This is a genomic window from Bacillus sp. JJ783 (assembly GCF_036963225.1).
Classification (GTDB): Bacteria; Bacillota; Bacilli; order Bacillales; family Bacillaceae_G; genus Bacillus_A; species Bacillus_A cereus_U.
This window is the reverse complement of the sequence record NZ_JBALMG010000027.1, coordinates 32,220-53,787: the sequence shown is the minus strand read 5'-3', so window position 1 is coordinate 53,787 and position 21,568 is coordinate 32,220. Positions and strand designations below refer to the sequence as shown.

Here is a 21,568-nt window from a genome sequence, read left to right as displayed (position 1 = left end):
AGTAAGACTCCCACCTCAAGTGAATACGAGGAAGGTAGTGGGGAGACAACTGCCCGTAAGAGCCCGATTGGTGAGGGCTAATAATTAGTGGGGGATGGACAAAACCCCCCACTGATTAAAGTTTCACTTTATCGTTTTACAAGCGTTAACGAAAAAACATAATAGAACGTGAAAATAGCTCGCCTTTATTATAGGCGAGCTATTTTTTATGCTTCTTTTTTCTCATCATTTGTTTTTTCAGTAGCTAAATGACTATGTTTTCTAGAGTAGAAGAAGTAGACGCATAAACCGACTATAAGCCAGACTGCAAAGCTGATCCATGTCGTTTTAGACAAATTAAGCATTAAATATAAACAACAAATAATAGCGACAACTGGTAGTGCAGGTACGAGTGGTGTACGAAAGCCTCGTTTTAAATCAGGATGAGTTTTCCGTAAAATAAGTACAGCAAAGCAAACGAATGTGAAGGCTGTTAACGTACCGATGTTTACTAAATTTGCTAGTAAATGTAGGTCTAAAAGTCCTGCTAATAAAGCTGCAAATACCCCAGTAATCCATGTGTTTAGTAAAGGGATTTTTACTTTTTTATTTACGCGTGATAACGCTTTTGGGAGTAAGCCGTCTCGGCTCATTGCATAAGAAACACGAACTTGTCCATACATAACGACCAAAAGAACGGTTGTCATGCCTGTCATCGCACCAACTGCAAGTAGCCCCGCAATAGTATCTTCACCAACGAAATGCAGTGCAAATGCAACTGGATCAGAAACATCTAATTGCGTATAAGGAACCATACCTGTTAAAACGAAAGATACGATCATGTATAAAACTGTACAAATAAGAAGAGAACCGATAATGCCAATTGGTAAATCACGCTGCGGTTTTTTCGTTTCTTCTGCCGCAGTTGCGATTGCATCAAAACCTAAAAAGGCGAAGAAGACAGTGGCAGCACCAGTAATAATACCGTCGTACCCGAATGGAATGAACGGTGTCCAATTTTCAGGCTTTACATATTTTGCGCCTGCTATGATAAAGGCGATAATAACTGCTAATTTTATAAGGACCATAATATTATTAATGCGTGCGCTTTCGCGTATACCAAAACTTAAAAGCCCAGTAATGAGAAGTAAAATACAAACAGCCGGTAAATCAATGAGACCACCTTTTCCTGTTCCGGGGGCCGAGGAAATAATGGCGGGAAGGTGTATATTGAACCCTTGAAGCAATGATTGTAAATATCCAGACCAGCCAACAGCTACCGCTGCAACTGCGAGTAAATATTCGAGCATTAAACACCAACCAACGATGAAGGCGACAACTTCTCCTACGGTCATGTATGCATAAGTATAAACACTTCCTGAGACTGGTATAGAAGAAGCGAATTCGGCATAACAAAAAGCTACACAAGCACAAGTAAATGCAGCAATAAGGAATGATAGCATAATACCAGGACCAGAATGTTTTGCTGCTACAATACCTGTTAATACAAAAATCCCTGTCCCAATTACGGCGCCGATTCCTAAAAACGTTAAATCGAGTGCCGTTAATGTTCTATCTAGCTGCCGTGGTGATTCAGTACTAAGCGCTTTTTTTCGTAATAATGACTTCACTTTGAACTCTCCTCCTTTAGTTTTCATCTCCATAACTGCGAATATAGTACGAGCCCATCGGAAAAGAGTATGTAAGTGAATGAAGATACAGTTATGGTATGTAGTTTTTTTGAAATTTCTGGATTAATCTTAATATAATTCAGAATATTTTGTCAAATAAAACTTTAACAAATAAAATGCCGGCTGTAAGGAGAAGCTATGTGCAGACATAGATGCAGGTTAACAATCAGTAGGGATGAAGAATAACCCACTGACTAAAGATTTACTTTATATAGTAGGAGAAGATGCTATGTTATTTTATTTCGAACTTGTTGTTATTTTACTTTGTACGAAATTAGCTGGTGATATTAGTGTTAGGCTTGGACAGCCTTCTGTACTTGGCAAATTAATCGTTGGTATTATTATCGGTCCTGCAGTACTCGGTATTATTAATAGTTCTGAACTTATTGATGAGCTTAGCGAAATTGGTGTTTTGTTACTTATGTTTATGGCAGGACTCGAAACTGATTTAGAAGAGTTAAATCGTAATTTAAAATCATCATTTGCAGTAGCGGCTGGTGGAATTATTTTTCCTTTCATCGGTGGTTATGTGGCAGGGTTGTTGTTTGGATTAATGCAATCTCATGCAATTTTTATAGGGTTATTACTTTGCGCAACATCGGTTAGTATTACAGTGCAAACGTTACGTGATTTAGGGAAGATGAATACGAGAGAAAGTACTACGATTTTAGGTGCTGCCGTATTTGATGATGTAATTGTCGTTATTTTATTAGCGTTTGTTATGAGCTTTTTAGGAACGCAAGATGTGAATATAACACTTGTTATTGCAAAGAAAATTATTTTCTTTGTAAGCATTGTTTTTATCGCATGGAAAGTCGTTCCGTGGATTATGAAAATGCTCGTACCACTTCGCGTGTCTGAAGCGTTAATTAGTGCAGCTCTTATTATTTGTTTCTCTTTTTCGTATTACAGTGAAATGATGGGAATCGCAGGTATTATTGGGGCTTTTGCAGCAGGAATTGCAATTTCGCAAACAGAGTACAAGCATGAAGTAGAACATAAAATTGAACCGATTGCTTACGCGATATTCGTACCAGTGTTCTTCGTAAGTATTGGAATGGAAATTACATTTCAAGGTATCGGAAGCCAACTTTGGTTCATTATCATTATGACGCTCATTGCGATTTTCACAAAGTTAATTGGATCAGGTTTAGGAGCAAGATTAACAGGGTTTAATTTACAATCTTCTATTAGTATTGGTGCAGGGATGGTGTCGCGCGGAGAAGTAGCGCTTATTATCGCAGCAAATGGATTAACTGCGAATTTATTAGCGAAAGAAAATTTCACAGCTATTGTCATTGTTGTTATATTGACAACGATTATTACGCCGCCACTTTTGAAGAAGTACTTTGTATAGAAAGGGCTTATCTGATGTAGGTAAGCTCTTTTTTTTATCGCAAAAAAGCAATGGTTATGCAGCATGAACAGGTTGTAATTATGGTAAAATCTACGTATATGCTAGGGTAAGGAGAGAAATAGATGAAGATTACGAGGGGAAAAGTTATAGGTGTAGTTATACTTCTTTTACTTTGCATACCATTTATTGTAGGAAAAGAATCAAAAGTGAAAGGTTTTCCGGTTTCTATTTTTTCTTCCTATGTGGAAGGGGATAATCCGAAAGAATATAAGTACACTGCATTTTTACCTGACTTCGCAATTTGGATAGACGGATGGGAAAAACAGAGATCTGAAGGTGAAATAACTGCATATAAAAAAGGGAATCGAACTGTAATTGTTCATCATCCTCCTGGTGATGATGGCTATTATCTCCATGAAGAAGAATATGCGAAATAAAAAGCAGCTGTAAGAAGTGGAGGTTAAATGGTGAAAGCTTCAACATTACTATTTAAAATTGAAAATAATATGGATCAATTTTCACCAGCTGAAAAGAAGGTTGCCATGTACATAATGGAGAACGCAGAGATTGTTCCAAATTTAACGACAAAAGAAGTGTCTACAAATGCGGGATCGAGTGAGGCGAGTGTTGTACGTTTTTGTAAAACAATCGGTATTGGAAGCTTTAAAGCATTTAAGATAGCGCTCGTTCGTGAATTAACAATTGTTGATTATAATATTAACGATTTTTCAGTGATGAATACAGAAGATGGACCGTACGATTTGTTTAATAAAGTTACATATGTGAATAAAGCTGCAATTGAGGCGAGTGTTACTGCGATAGATAAGAAGGAACTTGAGAAAGCTGCAGATAGTATTGTAAATGCTAATAAGATCATATTTTATGGTGTAGGTGGATCAGCTACACCGGCGATGGACGGAGCTTATAAATTTACTAGGCTTGGATTTACTGCAATGATGCTATCCGATTTTCATATGATGTTGCCACTCGTAACAAATTTAAAAGAGGGAGATATATTTGTGGCGATTTCAACTTCTGGGCGGACGAAAGATGTGCTTGAAATGGCGCAATATGCGAAAAGACAAGGTGCTACAGTTATTGCGATTACGAAGCTAGATCAATCATCTCCTTTATATAAAGCGGCAGACATTCGCCTTTGTATGCCGGATGTAGAGCAAGATCATCGCATTGCAAGTATTGCTTCACGAATGACGCAACTGAATATGATTGATGCTTTATACGTTATTACTTTTAATCGTATCGGTAATAATGTGATAGATCAATTTATGGAGACGAGAGAAGAAGCAGTGAGGTTACGGAAGTTAAAGTGAAAAGATGGGGCAACCCATCTTTTTTGTGTGGCTGGACATAAATTTGTTATGAAAAGAAATAAGATTTCATAAAATAAGAAAGTGATATCGGTTTTTAATTTCTTAAAGTTACAATAAAATCGTGAAATTATATTTCTAAGAAGGTGACAATATGTTAGAAAATTTATCTACAGAACATCGCAATGAGAAGACGATGAATTTAGATGAGATGAGCATAAAAGAAGTGTTACGAAGTATGAATGAAGAAGATCGAACTGTTGCGTTAGCAGTTGAAAATGAAATAGAAGAAATTGAAAAGGTTGTACAAATTGTTATTAAATCTTTTGAAGAAGATGGACGATTAATTTATATTGGGGCTGGTACGAGTGGTCGTTTAGGCATTTTAGACGCAGTGGAATGTCCCCCGACATTTGGAACAGATGACAAAATGGTTCAAGGATTTATAGCAGGTGGATTGAAAGCGTTTACTAAAGCGGTGGAAGGCGCCGAAGATCGTGAAGAGTTAGCAGAAGAAGATTTAAAAAGTATTGGATTAAACGAGAAAGATACGGTGATTGGAATTGCAGCAAGTGGTAGAACACCTTATGTAATTGGCGGATTGAAATACGCAAGTAGCGTGGGAGCGAGTACAGCTAGCATTTCCTGTAATAAAAATGCTGTGATAAGTAAATATGCAAAACTAAATGTGGAAGTGGAGACAGGCGCAGAAATATTAACAGGCTCAACACGATTGAAGGCTGGCACAGCGCAAAAGTTAGTACTGAATATGATTTCTACAGCGTCTATGATTGGTGTAGGGAAAGTATATAAAAACTTAATGGTAGATGTTCAATCTACAAATGAAAAATTGGTAGAACGCTCAAAACGAATTATTGTGGAAGCGACCGGCGCTAGTTATGAAGTAGCTACAGAGTATTATGAAAGAGCAAATCGAAATGTGAAAGCTGCAATCGTTATGATATTACTACAGTGTGAATATGGGGAAGCACTAGAAAAATTAAAATGTGCGAAAGGATTTGTGAGGAAGGCACTTTAAACTATGGGGAGGGGGATTCTATTATGAAGAAAGAAGAGATAATGGCGAGTAGGATTACGGAGCAACTTGGGGGAGTAAAAAATATTCGTGGCATTGCTCATTGTATGACGAGGTTACGACTAACGCTTCATGATGAAAGTAAAGTGAACATGGACCTTTTGAAAAAGGTTGAAGGCGTTATGGGTGTGATTGAAGATGAAACACTTCAAGTTGTCGTTGGTCCAGGAACGGTAAATAAAGTAGCAGCTGAAATGGAAGTTTTAACAGGATTACGAATTGGTGAAGTGGCAGATCATCACCTTGAAGATCTCGGCCAAGAGATAAAGTCAGGGATAAAGAAGAAAAATAATACACCAGTGAAAAACTTTTTAAGAAAAATAGGAAGTATTTTCATTCCGTTAATACCTGGTCTTGTCGCATCAGGAATTATAAATGGGGTTGCTAACTTTGCGAAAAATGCAGGTGCTGACCCGAATGCAACATGGCTGCAAATGTTACTTTTAATTGGCGGCGGTATCTTTACATTCTTAGGCATTTTAGTCGGCTGGAATACAGCGAAAGAATTTGGCGGGACACCAGTTCTTGGGGCAATTGCAGGTATTTTAATTTTCAACCCAGCGATGGCGAATGTAAAATTATTCGGTGAAGCACTCGTACCCGGACGGGGCGGATTATTTGCAGTTATTTTTGCAGCATGGCTTATGGTTGTAGTTGAAAGACAAGTTCGAAAAGCGGTGCCAAATGCAGTTGATATTATCGTGACACCACTCATTACTGTATTAGTCGTAAGTATAGTAACGATGTTAGCAATTCAACCAGTTGCAGGTTTCTTATCTGAAGGAATTACAAGTGGAATTAATGCTATCTTAAATATTGGCGGAGCATTTGCCGGAGCTGTGCTTGCCGGAACATTTTTACCTCTCGTTATGGTCGGATTGCATCACGGTTTAACACCGATTCATATGGAATTTATTAATCAAACTCACGTAACGCCTTTATTACCAGTACTAGCAATGGCTGGCGCTGGGCAAGTAGGAGCAGCGATTGCGATTTATGTAAAAACAAAAAATAAACGCCTTCGTAATGTGATTAAAGGTGGATTACCAGTAGGGTTTTTAGGAATTGGCGAACCGTTATTATACGGGGTTACATTGCCACTTGGGAAACCGTTTCTTACTGCTTGTTTAGGAGCGGCTGTCGGTGGTGCATTCCAAGCAGTTATGAAAACAGCCGCACTCGGAATCGGCGTATCAGGATTATCATTAATTCCGTTAATTGCTGATAATAAATATTTATTATATTTCCTTGGATTAGTAGTTGCATATACTTTCGGATTCATCTTTACGTACTTCTTCGGCTTTAAAGAAGAAATGGCAGAAAACATATAGAGAAAGGGATTCCTTTCTCTTTTTTTATATTAATAGAAGGAGAGATTTATATGATAGGAGTTTCAATTTATCTTTCAAAAGAGCGAGTAGAGAAACAAGAAGCATGGTTAAAAATAGCGAAAGAAAACGAATTTTCATCTATTTTTACATCTCTTCACATTCCAGAAGATGATCCGAATACGTATAAAGAGTTAATTCAAATACTTGGGAAACAAGCTCTCGAAAATGAAATGGAATTAATGGTTGATGTCTCTCCAAAATCGTTAAACCATTTAGGAATAACATATGAAAATGTGGAAGAATTATTGGAGTGGGGCATTACTGGTTTACGAATGGACTACGGCATTGCGCCAAAAGAAATTGCACGCGTATCTCATAAGATGAAAGTGGCTTTAAATGCGAGTACGATTACAGAATCATTTTGGAAAGAGTTACTTGCAGAAAATATACAAGTAGAGAATGTAGAAGCATGGCATAATTTTTATCCGCGTCCAGAAACAGGACTAGCAAAGTCATTTTTACAAAAACAAAATAAGTATTTACATGATTGCGGAATAAAAACGATGGCATTTATTCCGGGAGATGGTGAAAAACGAGGTCCTTTATATGAAGGTTTACCAACGTTAGAAAAGCACCGCTATATGCGTCCGCTTGAAACGTATTTAGAACTTGTTCAAGAGTGTGACGTCGATAAAGTGCTAATTGGAGACATAAGCGCGAGTCTAGAAAGTGTACAAGAAATCGCGATGGCGAGTAATGGGATTATTCCGGTGCGATATGAGCCATTTACAAATGAAATAGAAGCATTGAAAGTGGTAGAGAAAGTGCATACAAATAGACTAGATCCAGCTCGTGATGTCATTCGCTCGGTAGAATCACGAGAAGAAAATAAAGTGATTTTACAGCAGATGAATACAATTTCAAGAAAACGAGGCAGTATTACAATTGATAATGAATTGTACGGTAGATATGCTGGCGAAATGCAAATTGTTATAAATGATTTGCCTGAAGATAGGAAAGTAAATGTTGTTGGAATGGTGATGGAAGAAGATAGTTCTTTATTGTCTTATGTTCGTGCTGGGAAAAATTTTCAACTTTTTTCTAAGTAATAGAGTAAACGCTTGAATTAACGCTATTTTGTAAAAAACATTATCCGCAGAAAGGATAATGTTTTTTGGTTTCTTTAAAAAAGTATTTGACGAATGAAAAGAAATACCGTATCGTTTTGTCTTGTGAATAAATGTTCATCATAACAAAACAAAAAAGGAGAGTTCAGAATGAATCAATATATTGGTAATTTAATTATTCGTATCGTATTAGGAGTTACTTTTTTTGCACACGGTTTAGCAAAGTTTCAATCAGGTATCGATAATGTAGCAGGGTGGTTTACAAGCATCGGCTTACCAGGTGGTCTTGCATACGGCGTAGCAACAGTTGAATTAGTTGGTGGTATATTATTAATTATCGGTTTAGGCGTACGATATGTAGGATTGTTATTCGCTCTTATTTTGGCTGGAGCTATCGTAAAGGTAAATGGAGCAGCAGGCTTATTAGGAGATGGAAAGAATCCGGGATATGAATTAGATCTTGCATTATTATCAATGGGTGCGTATTTATTCGTTGTAAAAGCAGAAGGATATGTAGATCGTTTCTTAAAAGAGAAAGTAATGAAAACGAAGTAAATTTCATTTTTTAAGTGTTGACTTGGTGACTCGGTGTAACTATAATGATTACATCAAGTCGATTAGTGATAAAATGATTCGTATATTTTTTTATTCTAGTTGTAACTAAGTTAGTTGCAACTAGAATAAAGCTTAAAGAATGAAGGAATATAAAAGAGTAAATAAAAGTGGAGGAAATAACATGTCAAAATTACATTTAGAGGTTTTTACAGGATCTGAGCAAGCATTTCAAGTTACATCCACAATTGTATACGGAGAAAAAGATGCAATTCTTATCGATGCACAATTTTTATTAAGTGATGCACATCGTTTAGCAGCTCAAATTATTGAAACAGGAAAGAATTTAGCTCATATTTATGTAACTCATTTCCATCCAGATCATTATTTTGGATTAAATGTATTACATGAAGCATTTCCAAAAGCGAAAATTGTAGCGTTGCGAAATACAGTAGAGGATATTCGCAATACGTTTGAAAAGAAAGTGGAACAATGGAAACCATCTATTGGGCATAATGTTCCTCATCAGCCAATTGTTCCAGAAGTGTTAGAGGGAGATAAGCTTACGTTAGAGGGAAATGACTTAATCATTAAAGGTGGTCTACAAGGTGATACACCTAATAATAGTTACGTATGGATTCCGTCATTAAAAGCAGTAGTTACAGGAGATATCGTGTATAACAATACTTTCGCATGGACGTTAGAAACAGATGCTGAAGCTCGTCATAAATGGTTAGAAACATTAAGTGAAATTGAAAATCTTCATCCTGAAATTGTTGTAGCTGGACATCGTGATTATGATGCACCAAATACAGCAGATGCGATTAAGCATACTCGTAAATATTTAGTAGCATTTGATGAAGTTCTTGCAGGAAATCCTTCAAGTGAAGAAATTCAAACGGCAATAAAGGAACGATTCCCGCACGTTAAAGCGTTAGAAATTGGACTTGTTTTAGCGGCAAACGCATTTGGGGTGAAAAAATAATGGTACAAAAAACAAATTTAGAAATTGTTCGAAGCACATATGAAGGACCATCTTCTTCAAATGCAAAACATTTAGCGGAAGCTCTCTCTGAAAAAGTAGAATGGACAGAGGCAGAAGGTTTCCCATACGGCGGAACGTATATAGGTACAGAAGCTATAATGGAAAATGTATTTAGTCGTTTAGGATCAGAATGGGATAATTATAAAGCGAGTGTAAATACGTACCATGAAGTAAACGGAAAAGATGTAATCATTGCTGAAGGTATGTATTCTGGAGTTTATAAAGAAACGGGAAAATCATTTGAAGCAGAATTCGTTCATATATGGCAGCTTGAAAATGGAAAAATCGTAAAATTCAAGCAATATGTGGATAGTTATATTGTGCGAGCAGCGATGAAGGTTTAAAATGAAATAAGGAAACAAATGGAATCGGCTGTGCGCAGGCGATTCCATTTGTTTATGTGATTATTAGGGGAATGGGGAATACATAATATGAAAAAATGGATTATAGGGACAATTACAATGATTGTAATTGCGATAGGAGCTGTATTCGGTGTTACTAAACTGCTTAATTATATAGAAGAAGAGGAGAAGAGTCTTAAAGCACAAAATGTAATGGGGCAACAAGGGAAGAAAGCAAAGGAAGAGAAGCAACAAGCTAGTGAAGATGAAATTATTTCTACAATGCATAGGATGGTACATCAAAAAGTGAAATCCTCTGAAAAATGGGGATTTATTGAAATGACAAATAAGGAAATTCGTAGTGCGAAGAACGCAGTAGAAAGCAGTACGAATTTTAAACATAAATCAAAGCTACTTTCTACTTTGGAGCGTTGGGAGAAAGGAGACTTTTCACAAACGGTTGAGGAGCATAACTTTTTGTGGGAAATTCAAGGTGGTGATACCGGAAAGGCAACAGAACGCTTATCGCCAGAAGAAGAAAAACAGTATGTGAAAGAAATGAAAGGTAAATAAAAACATCGCCACTCTGGTGGCGATGTTTTTTCATTAAGAATGCTTTCGCACTAAAGTTCTAGTTGGCTGAGAAGCAACGGTTTTAAAATGAGAAAATAAATAACATCCTGTCACGACGATAATTGTCCCGGAAATTTGAATCCATGTTAGTTCTTCTCCAAGGAAAATAAATGCTAAAATAGCTGTGAAAATTGGATTGAAATTTAGAAAAATACCCGATGTAGTAGCTCCTAATTTCTGTACACCAATGTTCCAAAATACCATACAAAGGACCGTTGAAACGAGTCCTGTATATAAAAGTGATGTTATGAAGGAAGAATTAATATTGGAAACAGTGAAGTTGCCTATGTTAAATGGAAGCAATAAAATGACGCCGAAAATACCAGAATATAACGTCGCCATTAGCGGTGTAACTGTTTTTGTCGCCCATTTACTGCAAACAGAGTAAATACCCCAAATACATACTGCCGCCATCATCCATAAATCTCCGCTATTAAAATGTAGTGAAAATAAAAGTGCGAAATTTCCTTTTAAAAGGACGAGCATAACCCCGAAAAATGAAAGAATCATAGAAAGAATTTGAAGTGTATTTACTTTTTCTTTTAGAAATAGCACAGAAAATAATGCAATCGAAATAGCGTTCAATGTAGAAATAAGACCTACATTCGTTGCGGATGTTTTTTCTAGTGCTAAAAATTGAAAAATGTTAAAAAGAACGACTCCTGAAATTCCCATAAGTATTAACGGAAGTATTGCAGAGCGTGGTGGAATGATTTTCTTCTCTTTAAACCATACCATTGGTAATAAACAAATGATCGCAATTAGCCATCTTAAACTTGTCAGTGTGATCGGAGATGCATGATCGACGAGTGATTTCCCAACGACGAAATTTCCTCCCCATAATAAGCTTGTTAATAATAGTAAAAAGACATAAAAATAAGGCATGCTAAAAACCCCTTTGTTGAAATAAGAATGAACTGTAAATAATTTTAGCATTTTTCTTTATTGTCTAATATATTCTTTTGTATAATGGTAAAAATCCGATAAAATAGTTCGTTAGAAATCTCATTTACAGAAAAATATTCAGTTTTATATAAGTTATGAGATGTTTCTTCGAATAATCATCGGTAAGAAAAAAGGAGGAATTTTGATGGAGTCATCTGTTATTAAAGTGCTTGATGATTTGGATGTGAAAATTTTAGATATATTGCAGAAAGAGTCACAAGTAAGTAATGCAGAGTTAGCACGCCGCGTTAATTTATCACCAGCTGCTATGCATGCAAGAATAAAAAGATTAGACGGGGAAGGATTCATTGATAAGCAAGTAGCAATTTTAAATCAAGAAAAGCTTGGATTTGATTTATTATGTTTCATTTTTATGAGCACGAATATTCATCAGTCGGAAAAACTTGAAGTGTTAGAACGAGAATTAGAATCTATGCCTGAAGTGTTAGAATGTCACTGTTTAACAGGAGAGTATGATTATTTATTAAAGGTTGCAAATCGTGATCGTAAGGAACTGGAGCAGTTTATTAGAAAGTTGAACAAGCTTGGTATTACAAGGATACAGACAAGTTTAGCACTGCGTGAAATTAAATATTCGACGGTATTGCCGATACGAAATGAGGAACCGAGCATCGATTAAGTTGCTTGGTTTTTTGTTTATATAAAATTCAGAAAAGTGATTGACGGAGAGAAAAGAGAGATGTATTATTATATGAAATTATGAATTAAAATTCAACTAATGTTATAAATATTAACACTGGGGGCAAGGGGATATAATATGAAAATCTTTAATGCGGTTACAAGTGATGTGAAAGAAATTTATAATCTCATTGAAATGTATGCAAAAGAAGGAGTTGTTTTGCCGCGTGCTCTTTTGTCTCTCTATCAATATTTACAATGTTTATATGTTATGAAAGAAGGAGAGGAAGTCGTTGGAGTTGCTGGCTTACATGTGTTAGGAGAGGATCTTGCAGAAGTACGATCGTTAGTAGTTTCGCATACATATGCAGGAAAAGGGATAGGGCGTAAGTTAGTGAATCATGTAATGAATGAGGCGGCAAAGATAAAAGTGAACAGGGTAATTTCTTTAACATATGAAACGGAATTTTTTCAAAAGTGCGGGTTTGATTTTGTGAATAGAGAAGCATTACCAGAAAAAGTGTGGATTGATTGTAGACATTGTCCAAAAGTTGATTATTGTGATGAGGTGGCGATGATACGGTATGTTGGGTGAAATTTTTAGAGAGAAAAAAGGCCCACTATTATTTAAGAAATAGTGGGTATCTATATTTTAGTCAGAAATGAGATGTTGTTAAGAATTTGAATTCGTTTGTCTTACTGTAAAATTATAAAGCGGATCTCTAAGCTCAAAGTTATACGTAGAACCATCGACAAGTCCTACAACTTTATCGTTATCATAAAGGTCAAGCATAAATTGTGCCATTTGTTTTGCAGTATGAAATTTCGGTACAACACCATCATATTGGAACTCATCAATATTAAATGAACGTTTCGCAAATTCTGTTTCAGTTGCAGCAGGAGCTAAAACTTTTGCTTGTAGTTTTGCACCTTGTTCTTTCAGTTCGTGAGATAGTCCTTCTGTAAATGCACTTACATAAAATTTCGTAGCACAGTACGTAACAGCATTAGCCACAATCGTGTATCCACCGCCCGATGAAACGTTAATAAGCTGTGTTCCATCAACCATTGAATAATCTCGAACGAAAAGGGAAGATAGTATTGTTGGTGCTTCTATATTTACATGCAACATCGTTTCTATCTTGTTTAAATTTTGTTCAGCAATTGAGGCGAAATTACCAAAACCGGCGTTGTTAATCCACGTTTCAATTTGAAAACTTTGTAGACTTTCATAAAATTTATAAACTTCTTCAGTGACGGATAAATCGGTTTTTCGAATGATAACATCTAAGTCCGGATTCATTTCGTTAATTTTCAATTTTAATTCTTCTAATTTTGCTTGTCTTCGAGCTACAAGTATTAAGTTTTTTCCGCGAGATGCAAAGGCTAAAGCGGATTCATAGCCAATTCCTGAACTAGCACCAGTAATAACAGTATATTTCATATAAGAGCCTCCTAAATTCAAATTAATTTATCCCGCATTAACGGGCAGTAAAACTTCCACCTCAAAATTTGGCTGGAGCAAAGACGGTAGGTGGGAGATTAACTGCCCGTAAACCCCCACTGATTATAGTTTCACTTTATTATGGTTAGATTGTATTTGTTAGAGTATACTCTAATTCAAATGTTTTTTTATTATTTGGAGGCAGTAAAATGTATGAGAGTAAATGGCGTGCGGAGGGAGTATGATTATGTACACAATTAGCGAGGTAGCTAAATTATTAGGAGTGAGCACACATACATTACGTTATTATGAAAAGGAGAATATATTAATTGCAAATCGCGATGCAAATGGGAATAGATTGTATGCAGAGTCACATATAAAGTGGTTGCAGTTTGTAATGAAGTTAAAACAAACACAAATGCCGATAGCGAAAATAAGAGAATACGTTAGATTATATACAGAAGGGGAGCATACAACCGAAGCTCGTTTACAACTTTTAGAAAATCATAAAAAATCTATTCAAACTCAAAGAGAAAACTTAGTAATTACAGAGAAGATGCTTGAAAATAAAATTATTGCATACAAAGACTCGTTGGAAAGTAAATAGCGTACAAAATATTTCGTTCTTTATTGCATGTCGAAAAGGGAGTACAGGTCTTTGTTTTGGAATTTATCTATGAGTATTTTATTATACTGTGCCGATAAATTAAAAAAGAGCAGTTAGCTAAAAGCAACTGCTCGATTCAAAGGGATCTCCAAGGGGGGAATGGAGAAAATATTTTGTTACTACCATTATTGACAGATTATTAAGAAATATACACGTGGATTTAAGAAATCTAAAATATTTTTTGGTTAAGAGAATCCGGGTGTTGACACTTTATCAATTGGTCATGTAGAATATTTATGAATGACATTCAGTCATTTTTATGTGAAAGGGTTTAGATAAGCAACTTTTATATGTAGTTAGCTTAATGACGGAACAAATATAAGGATAAATGAGGATGATATTGGCTTTTTAAATAGTAGTTAGCGTGAGATTATATTTTTTTAATCAAAAATGACTGACGGTCAGTCAGTGTATAATAGAAGGTGAGAGATATGAAAAATAAAGCTTGGTTATATGTCATATTAACATGTATTTTTGAAGTCTTTTGGGTGTTTGGTTTTAATACAGCTCATACTTGGTGGCATTGGGTCATTATTGTAGGAGTTATCGCTGTTGATTTTTATTTCCTATCGAAAGCGTGCGAACATCTTGCAACAGGGACAGTATATGCGGTGTTTGCTGGGGCTGGTACTGTAGGAACTTTCCTAATGGATGTATTCCTTTTCGGCGGCAGTTTCAGTGTAGGAAAACTATTCTTTATCGTGATGGTCGTAGCGGGCGTTATCGGTTTAAAATTGGCTGATAATAAAGAAGAAACTGTGGAAGAAACTATGGAAGGAGCTGCTTAAAAATGGGTTGGATTTTCGTATTTTGTGCTGCAATTAGTGAAATAGTCGGTGTGATAGGCCTTAAAATGTATAGTAAAGATAAGACATTAGCAAATGGAGCGATTTATATAGGTGGATTTGCAACTTCCTTCGCATTTTTATACACATCTTTCTTGTTCTTACAAGTAAGTGTGGCTTATGCGGTTTGGATTGGCATTGGAACAGCAGGAGCAGTTTTATTAAATATGTTTCTGTTTGGTGAATCGAAAAGTAAGGCACGTTTGATTAGTGTAGCTCTTATCGTATGTGGAGTTACGGGATTAAAGGCTCTTTCATAAGAAATTGATATGAAAGTTGAATCTCCTAACGATTTGTTGGGAGATTTTTATTATGAAAAGTGCACTATAATTGACAGTACAGCTAGTTATTTTATAAAATGAGTGACAGTCATTCAATACGCGTGTGAAAGGGTTTAGATGATGAATAAAAAAGAGAAAATTGTCTATGCAGCTATTGAAGTGTTTCAGGAAAAGGGCGTTGAAAAAACGAAGATTTCTGATATCGTGAAATTGGCTGGCATTGCGCAAGGAACTTTCTATTTATATTTTCCTTCTAAGTTATCTGTTATGCCTGCAATAGCAGAAGTGATGGTTGAGAAGATGATACTTGCAGTGAAAGAAAAAGTACAGAACGATGCACCTTTTTCAAGTAAAGTTGAGCAAGTAATAGATGCAGTGTTTAACTTTATAGCTGAATATCGTGAAATACAAGCATTAATGTATGCGGGCCTAGCATCTACTGAACATATAAAAGAATGGGAAGCTGTATATGAGCCTCTTTATATATGGCTAAGTGAATTTTTAATTGAAGCAAAAGAAGCTGGTGAAATTCGTGATTCGGTTCATGCAGAGAGAACAGCGAAGTTATTTATTGCTCTTGTTGAATCAGCAGCGGAACAAGTTTATTTATATGATCATAAAGATGATGAGCAAGTCGAGCTACAAAAGGCAGAAGTACTAGATTTTTTAACACATGCACTACATATAAAGAAATAGTAAGATGAACCTGTCTGAAAAGGTAGGTTCATTTCTGCGGGAAACTGAATGATAGTCATTCACCCTGTATTTATGTATGTGTGGAAGGATAGAGTGAAATTCTAATGAGTGGGGGCATCTCCACTCATTATTAGCCCACAAATAGCAGGATAAAGAAAAAGTTTCTTGGGTATTATTTTTGAGAGGAACTTACGGGAAGAGGTGTTAAAAATTGAAGAAACCGATAAAAGAACAAAAGATGGTATTGATCATTCTTTTGAGTAATATATTTATCGCTTTTTTAGGGATTGGATTAATCATTCCGGTTATGCCATCCTTTATGAATGATATGAATTTAACAGGAAAGACGATGGGCTATCTCGTTGCAGTATTTGCAATGGCTCAGCTTATTACTTCACCTATTACGGGTCGTTGGGTCGATCTTTACGGTAGGAAGAAAATGATAATCATTGGATTATTTATTTTTGGTGTTTCAGAGCTTCTTTTTGGATTAGGAAAAGATGTGTGGATGCTTTATGCAGCGAGGGTGTTAGGCGGGATTAGTGCTGCGTTTATTATGCCGGGTGTTACGGCATATGTTGCTGATATTACCTCTATTCAGGAACGTCCAAAAGCGATGGGATATCTTTCAGCCGCTATTAGTACCGGATTTATTATAGGACCTGGAATTGGTGGGTTTATTGCAGAATATGGTATACGTGTACCTTTCTTTGTGGCAGCAGTGATTGCTTTTGTCGCATGCGTGATTTCTATATTTATTTTGAAAGAGCCTTTAACGAAAGAAGAACTTGCAGAGATTTCTGCTAATACGAAAGAATCAAGTTTTATCGGGGATTTAAAGAAATCTTTAAATCCAATGTATGCAATCGCATTTATTATTGTATTTGTACTCGCATTTGGATTATCAGCATATGAAACTGTGTTTAGCCTGTTCTCTGATCATAAATTTGGCTTCACACCGAAAGATATTGCTGCAATTATTACAATTAGCTCAATCTTTGGGGTAGTTGTGCAAGTATTTATGTTTGGAAAATTGGTAGACATGTTCGGTGAGAAAGTATTAATTCAAATATGTTTAGTTGTAGGAGCTGTGTTAGCGTTTGTTTCAACTATAGTCTTTAATTATTGGAGCGTGCTCCTTGTTACTTGTTTTATTTTCCTAGCATTTGATTTACTTCGTCCAGCTTTAACGACGTTTTTATCAAAAGCAGCTGGAAAAGAGCAAGGATTCGTTGCTGGTATGAACTCAACGTATACGAGTTTAGGAAATATTGCAGGACCAGCGATGGGCGGAATATTATTTGATGTAAATATTAATTATCCATATGCTTTCTCAGGAGTTGTTTTAATAGTTGGTCTCGGCATTACATTTATGTGGAGAGAGAAGCAGTTAGCTGAAAGTTTTGCGAAGTAATAAAACCCCTTACCGTTGTAAGGGGTTTTTGTTTTATCCCGCTATTTGCGGGCTAATAATCATTGGGGGATGGACAAAACCCCCAATGATTAAAGTTTCACTTTATAAACTTAATCCAAACCGCTTTAATTCAATAAATATCCCCTCTAATTGCTTTCCTTTATCCGTTAATGTGTACTCTACACGAGGTGGAACTTCTGGATATACTTTTCTCGTTATAATCCCTTGTGCTTCTAATTCTTTTAGTCGAAGCGATAATGTTTTCGGACTAATGCCGTCCATTGATTTTTGTAAATCACTAAATCGTAACGTTCCTTCGATAAGAAGGTCTCGAATAATTAAAAATGTCCATTTTGTACTAATTACGTCAAGCGTTTTAGCGATAGGACATGGGATGCCAGGTAAACCTTTCGTTAATACAACCGGATCTATATTGTTCATGGAACTAGCCTCCATAAAAATTTTTTGAATGAATTTGCTTTATCGTATCACAAAACTATCCTTTCGGTAACTATATGAAAAAAATATCACTACTTCCATAAAGGAAGTTAGTGCATATACAATAGCAATAGGAAATACAAAGGGTTTGTATGAGGAGGAGGTGATTTCCATGGTTATAAAAAAGTTGTTTACGTTCCTTAGTTTTTTTGTCATTTGCATTGTGCTTGCAGCGTGCAGTGGGGAGCAAAAAACTGAAATTCAGTTATTAAAGGAAATGCCGAAGCCAAAAGCAATGACAATGGATTCTTCATTAAGTAAAAAGGAGGCGACAGAAATTGTTCATGCAGCTCAGCGTTTTTACGCATTTTGGGATACAGGTAAGGAGGAACTTATTCCGCAGACTGTTACTGAAAAATTTTTCGATAATACATTGCCGAAAGGCCGTCCACAAGGTACTGAAGGCTTAAAATTTGCGGCGCAAAATTTTCGTAAAGTCGTTCCTGATATACATTGTGAGATTGAAGATTTATTAGTCGTTGGTGATAAAGTAACAGCTCGTCTTTCTTTTACAGGAACTCATAATGGTAAAAACATTCGTTTTTTTGCAATTGATATTTTACACGTGAAAGACGGAAAGATAACGGAAGATTGGCATTTAGAAGATAATCTTACGCTGAAGCAGCAACTGGGCTTAATAGCTGAAGAGTAAAATAAGGGAGAGAAAAGTTATGAAAAATATATTCATTATAAATGGGCATGAAAAATATGGTTCAAAGGAAGGTCGATTAAATAAAACGCTAGCTGATTGCATGATAAGTTTACTAAGTGAAAATCATCATGTGAAAACAACAACGATTCAAGATGGATACAGTATTAAGGAAGAGCAAGAAAAGTTTTTATGGGCGGATGTTGTTATTTATCAAACACCAATTTACTGGTTTAGTGTACCGGGATTATTTAAAACTTATATGGATGAAGTATATGAATACGGTTTGTTTTTTGAAGGTGCAGATGAATATGGAACAGGTGGTTTATTAAAAGAGAAGCATTATATGTTCTCTACAACTTGGAATGCACCTGAAAAAGCATTTGGAGATAAGACGAAGTTCTTTGAAGGAGAAAGTTTAGAGTCAGCGCTTAGTCATTTACATCGTGTGCAGAAGTTTATTGGTATGAGTCCGTTAAAGAGCTTTGCGTGTTATGATGTGGTGAAAAATCCGGATATTGAGAAGTTTTTGATGGAATTGAAGACTCATTTGGCTGAAGTAATTTAATAATAGTTTGCATCTTTGTGCGTAAAAAGGTTCATCTTTAAAAATGTAAAAGAAGGTACTACTAAGAGTGTAGTACCTTCTCTTGCATTCATAAAAATTGCTTAGTTTTTCTTAGCTTAAAGTCTTCATAAGCGGAATTTAACCTTTTATGAAGTACGTTGAAAATCTTTACTCATACAGGACTGTTTTAGTTTCTTTGATTTTATCAAATATTTAATATCAGAGATGTTATCATATGAAAGCTGAATATGATAATAGTTTATATACTCAAATAATGCAAAAACATAAACAAATAGTGCGAATGATAGCCCTACTAAAGGTAATTGAGGATACCAAATTACAAAATCAATAGTAAACATAATAAGTCCTGTGATAATCAATCCGATATTTATCTTTTTTAGCATTTTTAAATATTGAATAATCACAATAGGTGTAACAGATGTCTTCTCTTTTTTTAGTCGTTTCCACTTTACGTACCAGTAAACAGTTCCTTGTAGTAAGAGAAACTCTAAAAGAAGAAATGAGATCCAAAAAGAGTATAGGGAATATAAATATAATGTAGGATAAGCATAATTAATTAAGTAACTTGTAAAAATAAAAGTAATAACTGAAAATAATTCACCTGTATATAGATAGGAAAGCCTTTTTTCTAGGTTGCTTTTCATGGTTCTTCTCCTTTTATAAAAAACTTTGCATTTTAACGCAGGGATGGCTGTATCCATAACTTCGCAAAATTCGCCCAACCGAATGAATCAATTGTTACGTTTTTTAAAGAAGAGGGATAGGTTTTTCTTTTTAAAATGTGATAGTTAAATAAAATAATGTACTCAGTTTGTAAAAACTCTTCAATTTCATATATGAGCTCATAGCGCTTTTCTTTATGTTCTTCTAATAAAAATGTATCTAGCAAGCAATTAATTTGCTTCGCATAGTGCGGGTCCAAGAATCGATTGATAAAACAACTTTTATTTTTAAATACGTTTAAAAATGCCATTTCATGCTCGGCGGCAAAAACTTCTCCCATTAAAATAATATCGGCATGTTTATCAATAGAACGATCCGTATAATCTGAAACAAGGAATGGGTGAAGTTCTGCGTACACTCCTAATTGTTCACAACATTCTTTTAGGAAGTCAGCGTCGTTTGCACTATCTTTAAATGCGAAGAAGTAAATATGTATCGTTTCGCCATTATAGGTGCTCTTTTTCAAATACTCTTTCGCTTTTTCTAAAGAGTAGGACCTATTAGGAGCTTGGCGGCTTCTTTCAGGAAAGAAGCTTGATGCTGTGATTGTTCGATTTCCTTCTAAATCACGGAGGATCGTTTCAACATCATATATTTCTCTCCAAGCTTTACGAAAGTAAATATCGTGATGTGGACCAGGTTTTGTAAAGTTGAAGCTAGCGTAAATACAACCTATTTCTTCTATTTGTATATTGTGTCTTTCGTTTTCCTTTTCATTTGGTAGTTCATAATCAGCATCAATTTGCACATGATCTGGAATACGCCAAAACTCAATGCGGTCTAGTAACGCACGTTCTTTAAAATAATGGGTAAAAGCTTCAAGCACGATATTATCTTCAGAGTAATGAGTAAGTTTGAAAGGCCCAGTACCTATGTAATGATAATTTTGGATACTCGCATCATGCGGTAAAATTGCGAGTTGCATGGAACTTACATAATGTAAGAAAAATAAATTCGGTTTTGCTAAATGGAATCGTATTTGTAGTGGTGATGGTGTTTCAATTTGAACAATTTCTTCTGTTAACCATTCGAAAGGAGATTGAATTTGCTTTAATCTTTCAAATGAAAATTGCACATCTGTAGAAGTTAAAACCGTTTCATTATGAAAATGTATATCTTTTCGTAAATAGAACGTCCATGTAAGCTGGTCTTCACTTAATTCCCACGTATGAGCAATGTGCGGTTCCATTTTTTCGGTAACATCGTTATAAACGACTAATGTATCAAAAATTTGACTAGTAAGATGGCTCTCTGTTGTGACAGCCGCAAAAGCCGGATCTAGCGGCATTACTTTTCGTGATATGGGGATTTTTAATATATCGTACATATCATTTGAAGGTTCATAGCCAAAATGATGATGGAGTTTATTTTCTATCTTTTTTTGAAGTGCAAGAGGAAGGGGCTCTTTTAAAAGAAGAAAGACATCTTTTAATTTTTCTTGGGTTAACAGTTCATCTGTATGGCATTCAATTGATTCTACTAAACTATGTACAAATATAATTTCAGTTTTATTCCCGCGGCCTCGCCCTGGAGTCCAGTAAATTAGTTGTTCTTCGCTCATTTTCTTTAATAAAATCTTCACGTTTTTCGTACTGCAATATAAAACATCCGCTAATTCTTGTAAGCTATTTCGCATATGTTGCTGATCTTGTGAATGTAACCTTAAACGAATGTAATAGTCCATAATTTTCATATGTG

25 protein-coding genes are annotated in these 21,568 nt (G+C 35.5%); 19 read left to right on the top strand and 6 right to left on the bottom strand.

All coding sequences use genetic code 11. The features are described 5' to 3' along the window. Nucleotides 1–206: 206 nt before the first annotated feature. On the bottom strand, nt 207–1,610 hold the full coding sequence (locus V7038_RS06190; protein WP_199692868.1) for an amino acid permease: 1,404 nt from the start codon (nt 1,608–1,610) through the stop codon (nt 207–209). 235 nt (nt 1,611–1,845) lie between these two features. On the opposite strand from V7038_RS06190, the gene V7038_RS06185 reads away from it, so the two are divergent. The 10 genes from V7038_RS06185 (at nt 1,846) to V7038_RS06140 (ending at nt 10,420) form a co-directional block, all read left to right on the top strand. After that, a complete protein-coding gene (locus tag V7038_RS06185) occupies nt 1,846–3,027 on the top strand; it encodes a cation:proton antiporter (protein ID WP_335469526.1) in 1,182 nt (393 codons plus the stop codon). Between the two features lie 122 nt (nt 3,028–3,149). Then, nucleotides 3,150–3,464: an outer surface protein gene (locus tag V7038_RS06180; protein WP_335469524.1), complete on the top strand. Its 315-nt coding sequence runs from the start codon at nt 3,150–3,152 to the stop codon at nt 3,462–3,464. Nucleotides 3,465–3,494: 30 nt separating this feature from the next. Continuing rightward, a complete protein-coding gene (locus V7038_RS06175) occupies nt 3,495–4,358 on the top strand; it encodes a MurR/RpiR family transcriptional regulator (protein WP_335469522.1) in 864 nt (287 codons plus the stop codon). A gap of 151 nt (nt 4,359–4,509) precedes the next feature. After that, on the top strand, nt 4,510–5,394 hold the full coding sequence (gene murQ, locus V7038_RS06170) for an N-acetylmuramic acid 6-phosphate etherase (protein WP_335469521.1): 885 nt from the start codon (nt 4,510–4,512) through the stop codon (nt 5,392–5,394). Nucleotides 5,395–5,417: 23 nt separating this feature from the next. Beyond that, nucleotides 5,418–6,782, top strand: a complete 1,365-nt coding sequence (locus V7038_RS06165; RefSeq protein WP_199661374.1) for a PTS transporter subunit EIIC — start codon at nt 5,418–5,420, stop codon at nt 6,780–6,782. 50 nt (nt 6,783–6,832) lie between these two features. Further along, nucleotides 6,833–7,891 (top strand): DUF871 domain-containing protein, encoded by a 1,059-nt coding sequence (locus tag V7038_RS06160; RefSeq protein ID WP_199661373.1) that lies wholly within the window; start codon nt 6,833–6,835, stop codon nt 7,889–7,891. Between the two features lie 168 nt (nt 7,892–8,059). Then, the gene (locus V7038_RS06155) at nt 8,060–8,464 is read left to right on the top strand and encodes a DoxX family protein (RefSeq protein ID WP_001077751.1); all 405 of its coding nucleotides are present in this window, start codon (nt 8,060–8,062) and stop codon (nt 8,462–8,464) included. A 181-nt stretch (nt 8,465–8,645) separates the two neighbouring features. Beyond that, a complete protein-coding gene (locus V7038_RS06150; protein WP_070127963.1) occupies nt 8,646–9,446 on the top strand; it encodes an MBL fold metallo-hydrolase in 801 nt (266 codons plus the stop codon). After that, entirely contained in the window at nt 9,446–9,850 is a 405-nt protein-coding gene (locus tag V7038_RS06145) for a nuclear transport factor 2 family protein (protein WP_070127964.1), read from the top strand. Before V7038_RS06150 ends, V7038_RS06145 begins: the two co-directional genes overlap by 1 nt. An 87-nt stretch (nt 9,851–9,937) precedes the next feature. Then, nucleotides 9,938–10,420, top strand: coding sequence for a PRK06770 family protein (locus tag V7038_RS06140; RefSeq protein WP_002159153.1), 483 nt, complete (start codon nt 9,938–9,940; stop codon nt 10,418–10,420). Nucleotides 10,421–10,453: 33 nt separating this feature from the next. Here the strand turns inward: V7038_RS06140 and V7038_RS06135 are convergent, their stop codons facing one another. Then, nucleotides 10,454–11,365 (bottom strand): DMT family transporter, encoded by a 912-nt coding sequence (locus tag V7038_RS06135; RefSeq protein WP_335469516.1) that lies wholly within the window; start codon nt 11,363–11,365, stop codon nt 10,454–10,456. Nucleotides 11,366–11,570: 205 nt separating this feature from the next. On the opposite strand from V7038_RS06135, the gene V7038_RS06130 reads away from it, so the two are divergent. Then, nucleotides 11,571–12,065, top strand: coding sequence for an Lrp/AsnC family transcriptional regulator (locus tag V7038_RS06130; RefSeq protein WP_016103820.1), 495 nt, complete (start codon nt 11,571–11,573; stop codon nt 12,063–12,065). A gap of 138 nt (nt 12,066–12,203) precedes the next feature. Next, nucleotides 12,204–12,659 carry an N-acetyltransferase gene (locus V7038_RS06125; RefSeq protein WP_002114911.1) on the top strand — a complete coding sequence of 152 codons (456 nt, stop codon included), beginning with the start codon at nt 12,204–12,206 and terminating at the stop codon, nt 12,657–12,659. Between the two features lie 78 nt (nt 12,660–12,737). Here V7038_RS06125 and V7038_RS06120 read toward each other — a convergent pair whose 3' ends face one another. Then, entirely contained in the window at nt 12,738–13,508 is a 771-nt protein-coding gene (locus V7038_RS06120) for an SDR family NAD(P)-dependent oxidoreductase (protein WP_335469514.1), read from the bottom strand. A 247-nt stretch (nt 13,509–13,755) separates the two neighbouring features. Here V7038_RS06120 and V7038_RS06115 point away from each other — a divergent pair, with 247 nt between their 5' ends. The 5 genes from V7038_RS06115 (at nt 13,756) to V7038_RS06095 (ending at nt 17,411) form a co-directional block, all read left to right on the top strand. Beyond that, complete coding sequence (locus V7038_RS06115; protein WP_335469512.1) at nt 13,756–14,115, top strand: MerR family transcriptional regulator; 360 nt, start codon at nt 13,756–13,758, stop codon at nt 14,113–14,115. A gap of 491 nt (nt 14,116–14,606) precedes the next feature. After that, complete coding sequence (locus V7038_RS06110; RefSeq protein WP_070138797.1) at nt 14,607–14,963, top strand: DMT family transporter; 357 nt, start codon at nt 14,607–14,609, stop codon at nt 14,961–14,963. Between the two features lie 2 nt (nt 14,964–14,965). Beyond that, nucleotides 14,966–15,280, top strand: a complete 315-nt coding sequence (locus V7038_RS06105) for a DMT family transporter (protein ID WP_000539702.1) — start codon at nt 14,966–14,968, stop codon at nt 15,278–15,280. A 138-nt stretch (nt 15,281–15,418) separates the two neighbouring features. Further along, entirely contained in the window at nt 15,419–15,997 is a 579-nt protein-coding gene (locus V7038_RS06100; RefSeq protein ID WP_335469507.1) for a TetR family transcriptional regulator, read from the top strand. Between the two features lie 211 nt (nt 15,998–16,208). Continuing rightward, nucleotides 16,209–17,411 (top strand): MFS transporter, encoded by a 1,203-nt coding sequence (locus V7038_RS06095; protein WP_002114904.1) that lies wholly within the window; start codon nt 16,209–16,211, stop codon nt 17,409–17,411. 102 nt (nt 17,412–17,513) lie between these two features. On the opposite strand, the gene V7038_RS06090 is transcribed toward V7038_RS06095, so the two are convergent. Continuing rightward, the gene (locus tag V7038_RS06090; RefSeq protein WP_001059473.1) at nt 17,514–17,852 is read right to left on the bottom strand and encodes a winged helix-turn-helix transcriptional regulator; all 339 of its coding nucleotides are present in this window, start codon (nt 17,850–17,852) and stop codon (nt 17,514–17,516) included. A gap of 169 nt (nt 17,853–18,021) precedes the next feature. On the opposite strand from V7038_RS06090, the gene V7038_RS06085 reads away from it, so the two are divergent. Together V7038_RS06085 and V7038_RS06080 are read left to right on the top strand one after the other, a co-directional pair. After that, nucleotides 18,022–18,561, top strand: coding sequence for an ester cyclase (locus tag V7038_RS06085; RefSeq protein ID WP_335469502.1), 540 nt, complete (start codon nt 18,022–18,024; stop codon nt 18,559–18,561). Between the two features lie 19 nt (nt 18,562–18,580). Next, the gene (locus tag V7038_RS06080; protein ID WP_335469499.1) at nt 18,581–19,126 is read left to right on the top strand and encodes an NAD(P)H-dependent oxidoreductase; all 546 of its coding nucleotides are present in this window, start codon (nt 18,581–18,583) and stop codon (nt 19,124–19,126) included. A gap of 146 nt (nt 19,127–19,272) precedes the next feature. Here V7038_RS06080 and V7038_RS06075 read toward each other — a convergent pair whose 3' ends face one another. Further along, on the bottom strand, nt 19,273–19,791 hold the full coding sequence (locus tag V7038_RS06075; RefSeq protein WP_335469497.1) for a general stress protein: 519 nt from the start codon (nt 19,789–19,791) through the stop codon (nt 19,273–19,275). A gap of 32 nt (nt 19,792–19,823) precedes the next feature. Further along, complete coding sequence (locus tag V7038_RS06070; RefSeq protein WP_335469495.1) at nt 19,824–21,563, bottom strand: SgrR family transcriptional regulator; 1,740 nt, start codon at nt 21,561–21,563, stop codon at nt 19,824–19,826. Nucleotides 21,564–21,568: the final 5 nt, after the last annotated feature.

Coding starts and splice junctions, on each gene's coding strand:
- V7038_RS06110 (WP_070138797.1), top strand. CDS start 14,607: ATGAAAAATAAAGCTTGGTTATATGTCATATTAACATGTATTTTTGAA.
- V7038_RS06090 (WP_001059473.1), bottom strand. CDS start 17,852: ATGAACAATATAGATCCGGTTGTATTAACGAAAGGTTTACCTGGCATC.
- V7038_RS06150 (WP_070127963.1), top strand. CDS start 8,646: ATGTCAAAATTACATTTAGAGGTTTTTACAGGATCTGAGCAAGCATTT.
- V7038_RS06080 (WP_335469499.1), top strand. CDS start 18,581: ATGAAAAATATATTCATTATAAATGGGCATGAAAAATATGGTTCAAAG.
- murQ (WP_335469521.1), top strand. CDS start 4,510: ATGTTAGAAAATTTATCTACAGAACATCGCAATGAGAAGACGATGAAT.
- V7038_RS06165 (WP_199661374.1), top strand. CDS start 5,418: ATGAAGAAAGAAGAGATAATGGCGAGTAGGATTACGGAGCAACTTGGG.
- V7038_RS06130 (WP_016103820.1), top strand. CDS start 11,571: ATGGAGTCATCTGTTATTAAAGTGCTTGATGATTTGGATGTGAAAATT.
- V7038_RS06135 (WP_335469516.1), bottom strand. CDS start 11,365: ATGCCTTATTTTTATGTCTTTTTACTATTATTAACAAGCTTATTATGG.
- V7038_RS06100 (WP_335469507.1), top strand. CDS start 15,419: ATGATGAATAAAAAAGAGAAAATTGTCTATGCAGCTATTGAAGTGTTT.
- V7038_RS06105 (WP_000539702.1), top strand. CDS start 14,966: ATGGGTTGGATTTTCGTATTTTGTGCTGCAATTAGTGAAATAGTCGGT.
- V7038_RS06125 (WP_002114911.1), top strand. CDS start 12,204: ATGAAAATCTTTAATGCGGTTACAAGTGATGTGAAAGAAATTTATAAT.
- V7038_RS06120 (WP_335469514.1), bottom strand. CDS start 13,508: ATGAAATATACTGTTATTACTGGTGCTAGTTCAGGAATTGGCTATGAA.
- V7038_RS06180 (WP_335469524.1), top strand. CDS start 3,150: ATGAAGATTACGAGGGGAAAAGTTATAGGTGTAGTTATACTTCTTTTA.
- V7038_RS06085 (WP_335469502.1), top strand. CDS start 18,022: ATGGTTATAAAAAAGTTGTTTACGTTCCTTAGTTTTTTTGTCATTTGC.
- V7038_RS06075 (WP_335469497.1), bottom strand. CDS start 19,791: ATGAAAAGCAACCTAGAAAAAAGGCTTTCCTATCTATATACAGGTGAA.
- V7038_RS06160 (WP_199661373.1), top strand. CDS start 6,833: ATGATAGGAGTTTCAATTTATCTTTCAAAAGAGCGAGTAGAGAAACAA.
- V7038_RS06155 (WP_001077751.1), top strand. CDS start 8,060: ATGAATCAATATATTGGTAATTTAATTATTCGTATCGTATTAGGAGTT.
- V7038_RS06070 (WP_335469495.1), bottom strand. CDS start 21,563: ATGAAAATTATGGACTATTACATTCGTTTAAGGTTACATTCACAAGAT.
- V7038_RS06185 (WP_335469526.1), top strand. CDS start 1,846: ATGAAGAATAACCCACTGACTAAAGATTTACTTTATATAGTAGGAGAA.
- V7038_RS06145 (WP_070127964.1), top strand. CDS start 9,446: ATGGTACAAAAAACAAATTTAGAAATTGTTCGAAGCACATATGAAGGA.
- V7038_RS06140 (WP_002159153.1), top strand. CDS start 9,938: ATGAAAAAATGGATTATAGGGACAATTACAATGATTGTAATTGCGATA.
- V7038_RS06115 (WP_335469512.1), top strand. CDS start 13,756: ATGTACACAATTAGCGAGGTAGCTAAATTATTAGGAGTGAGCACACAT.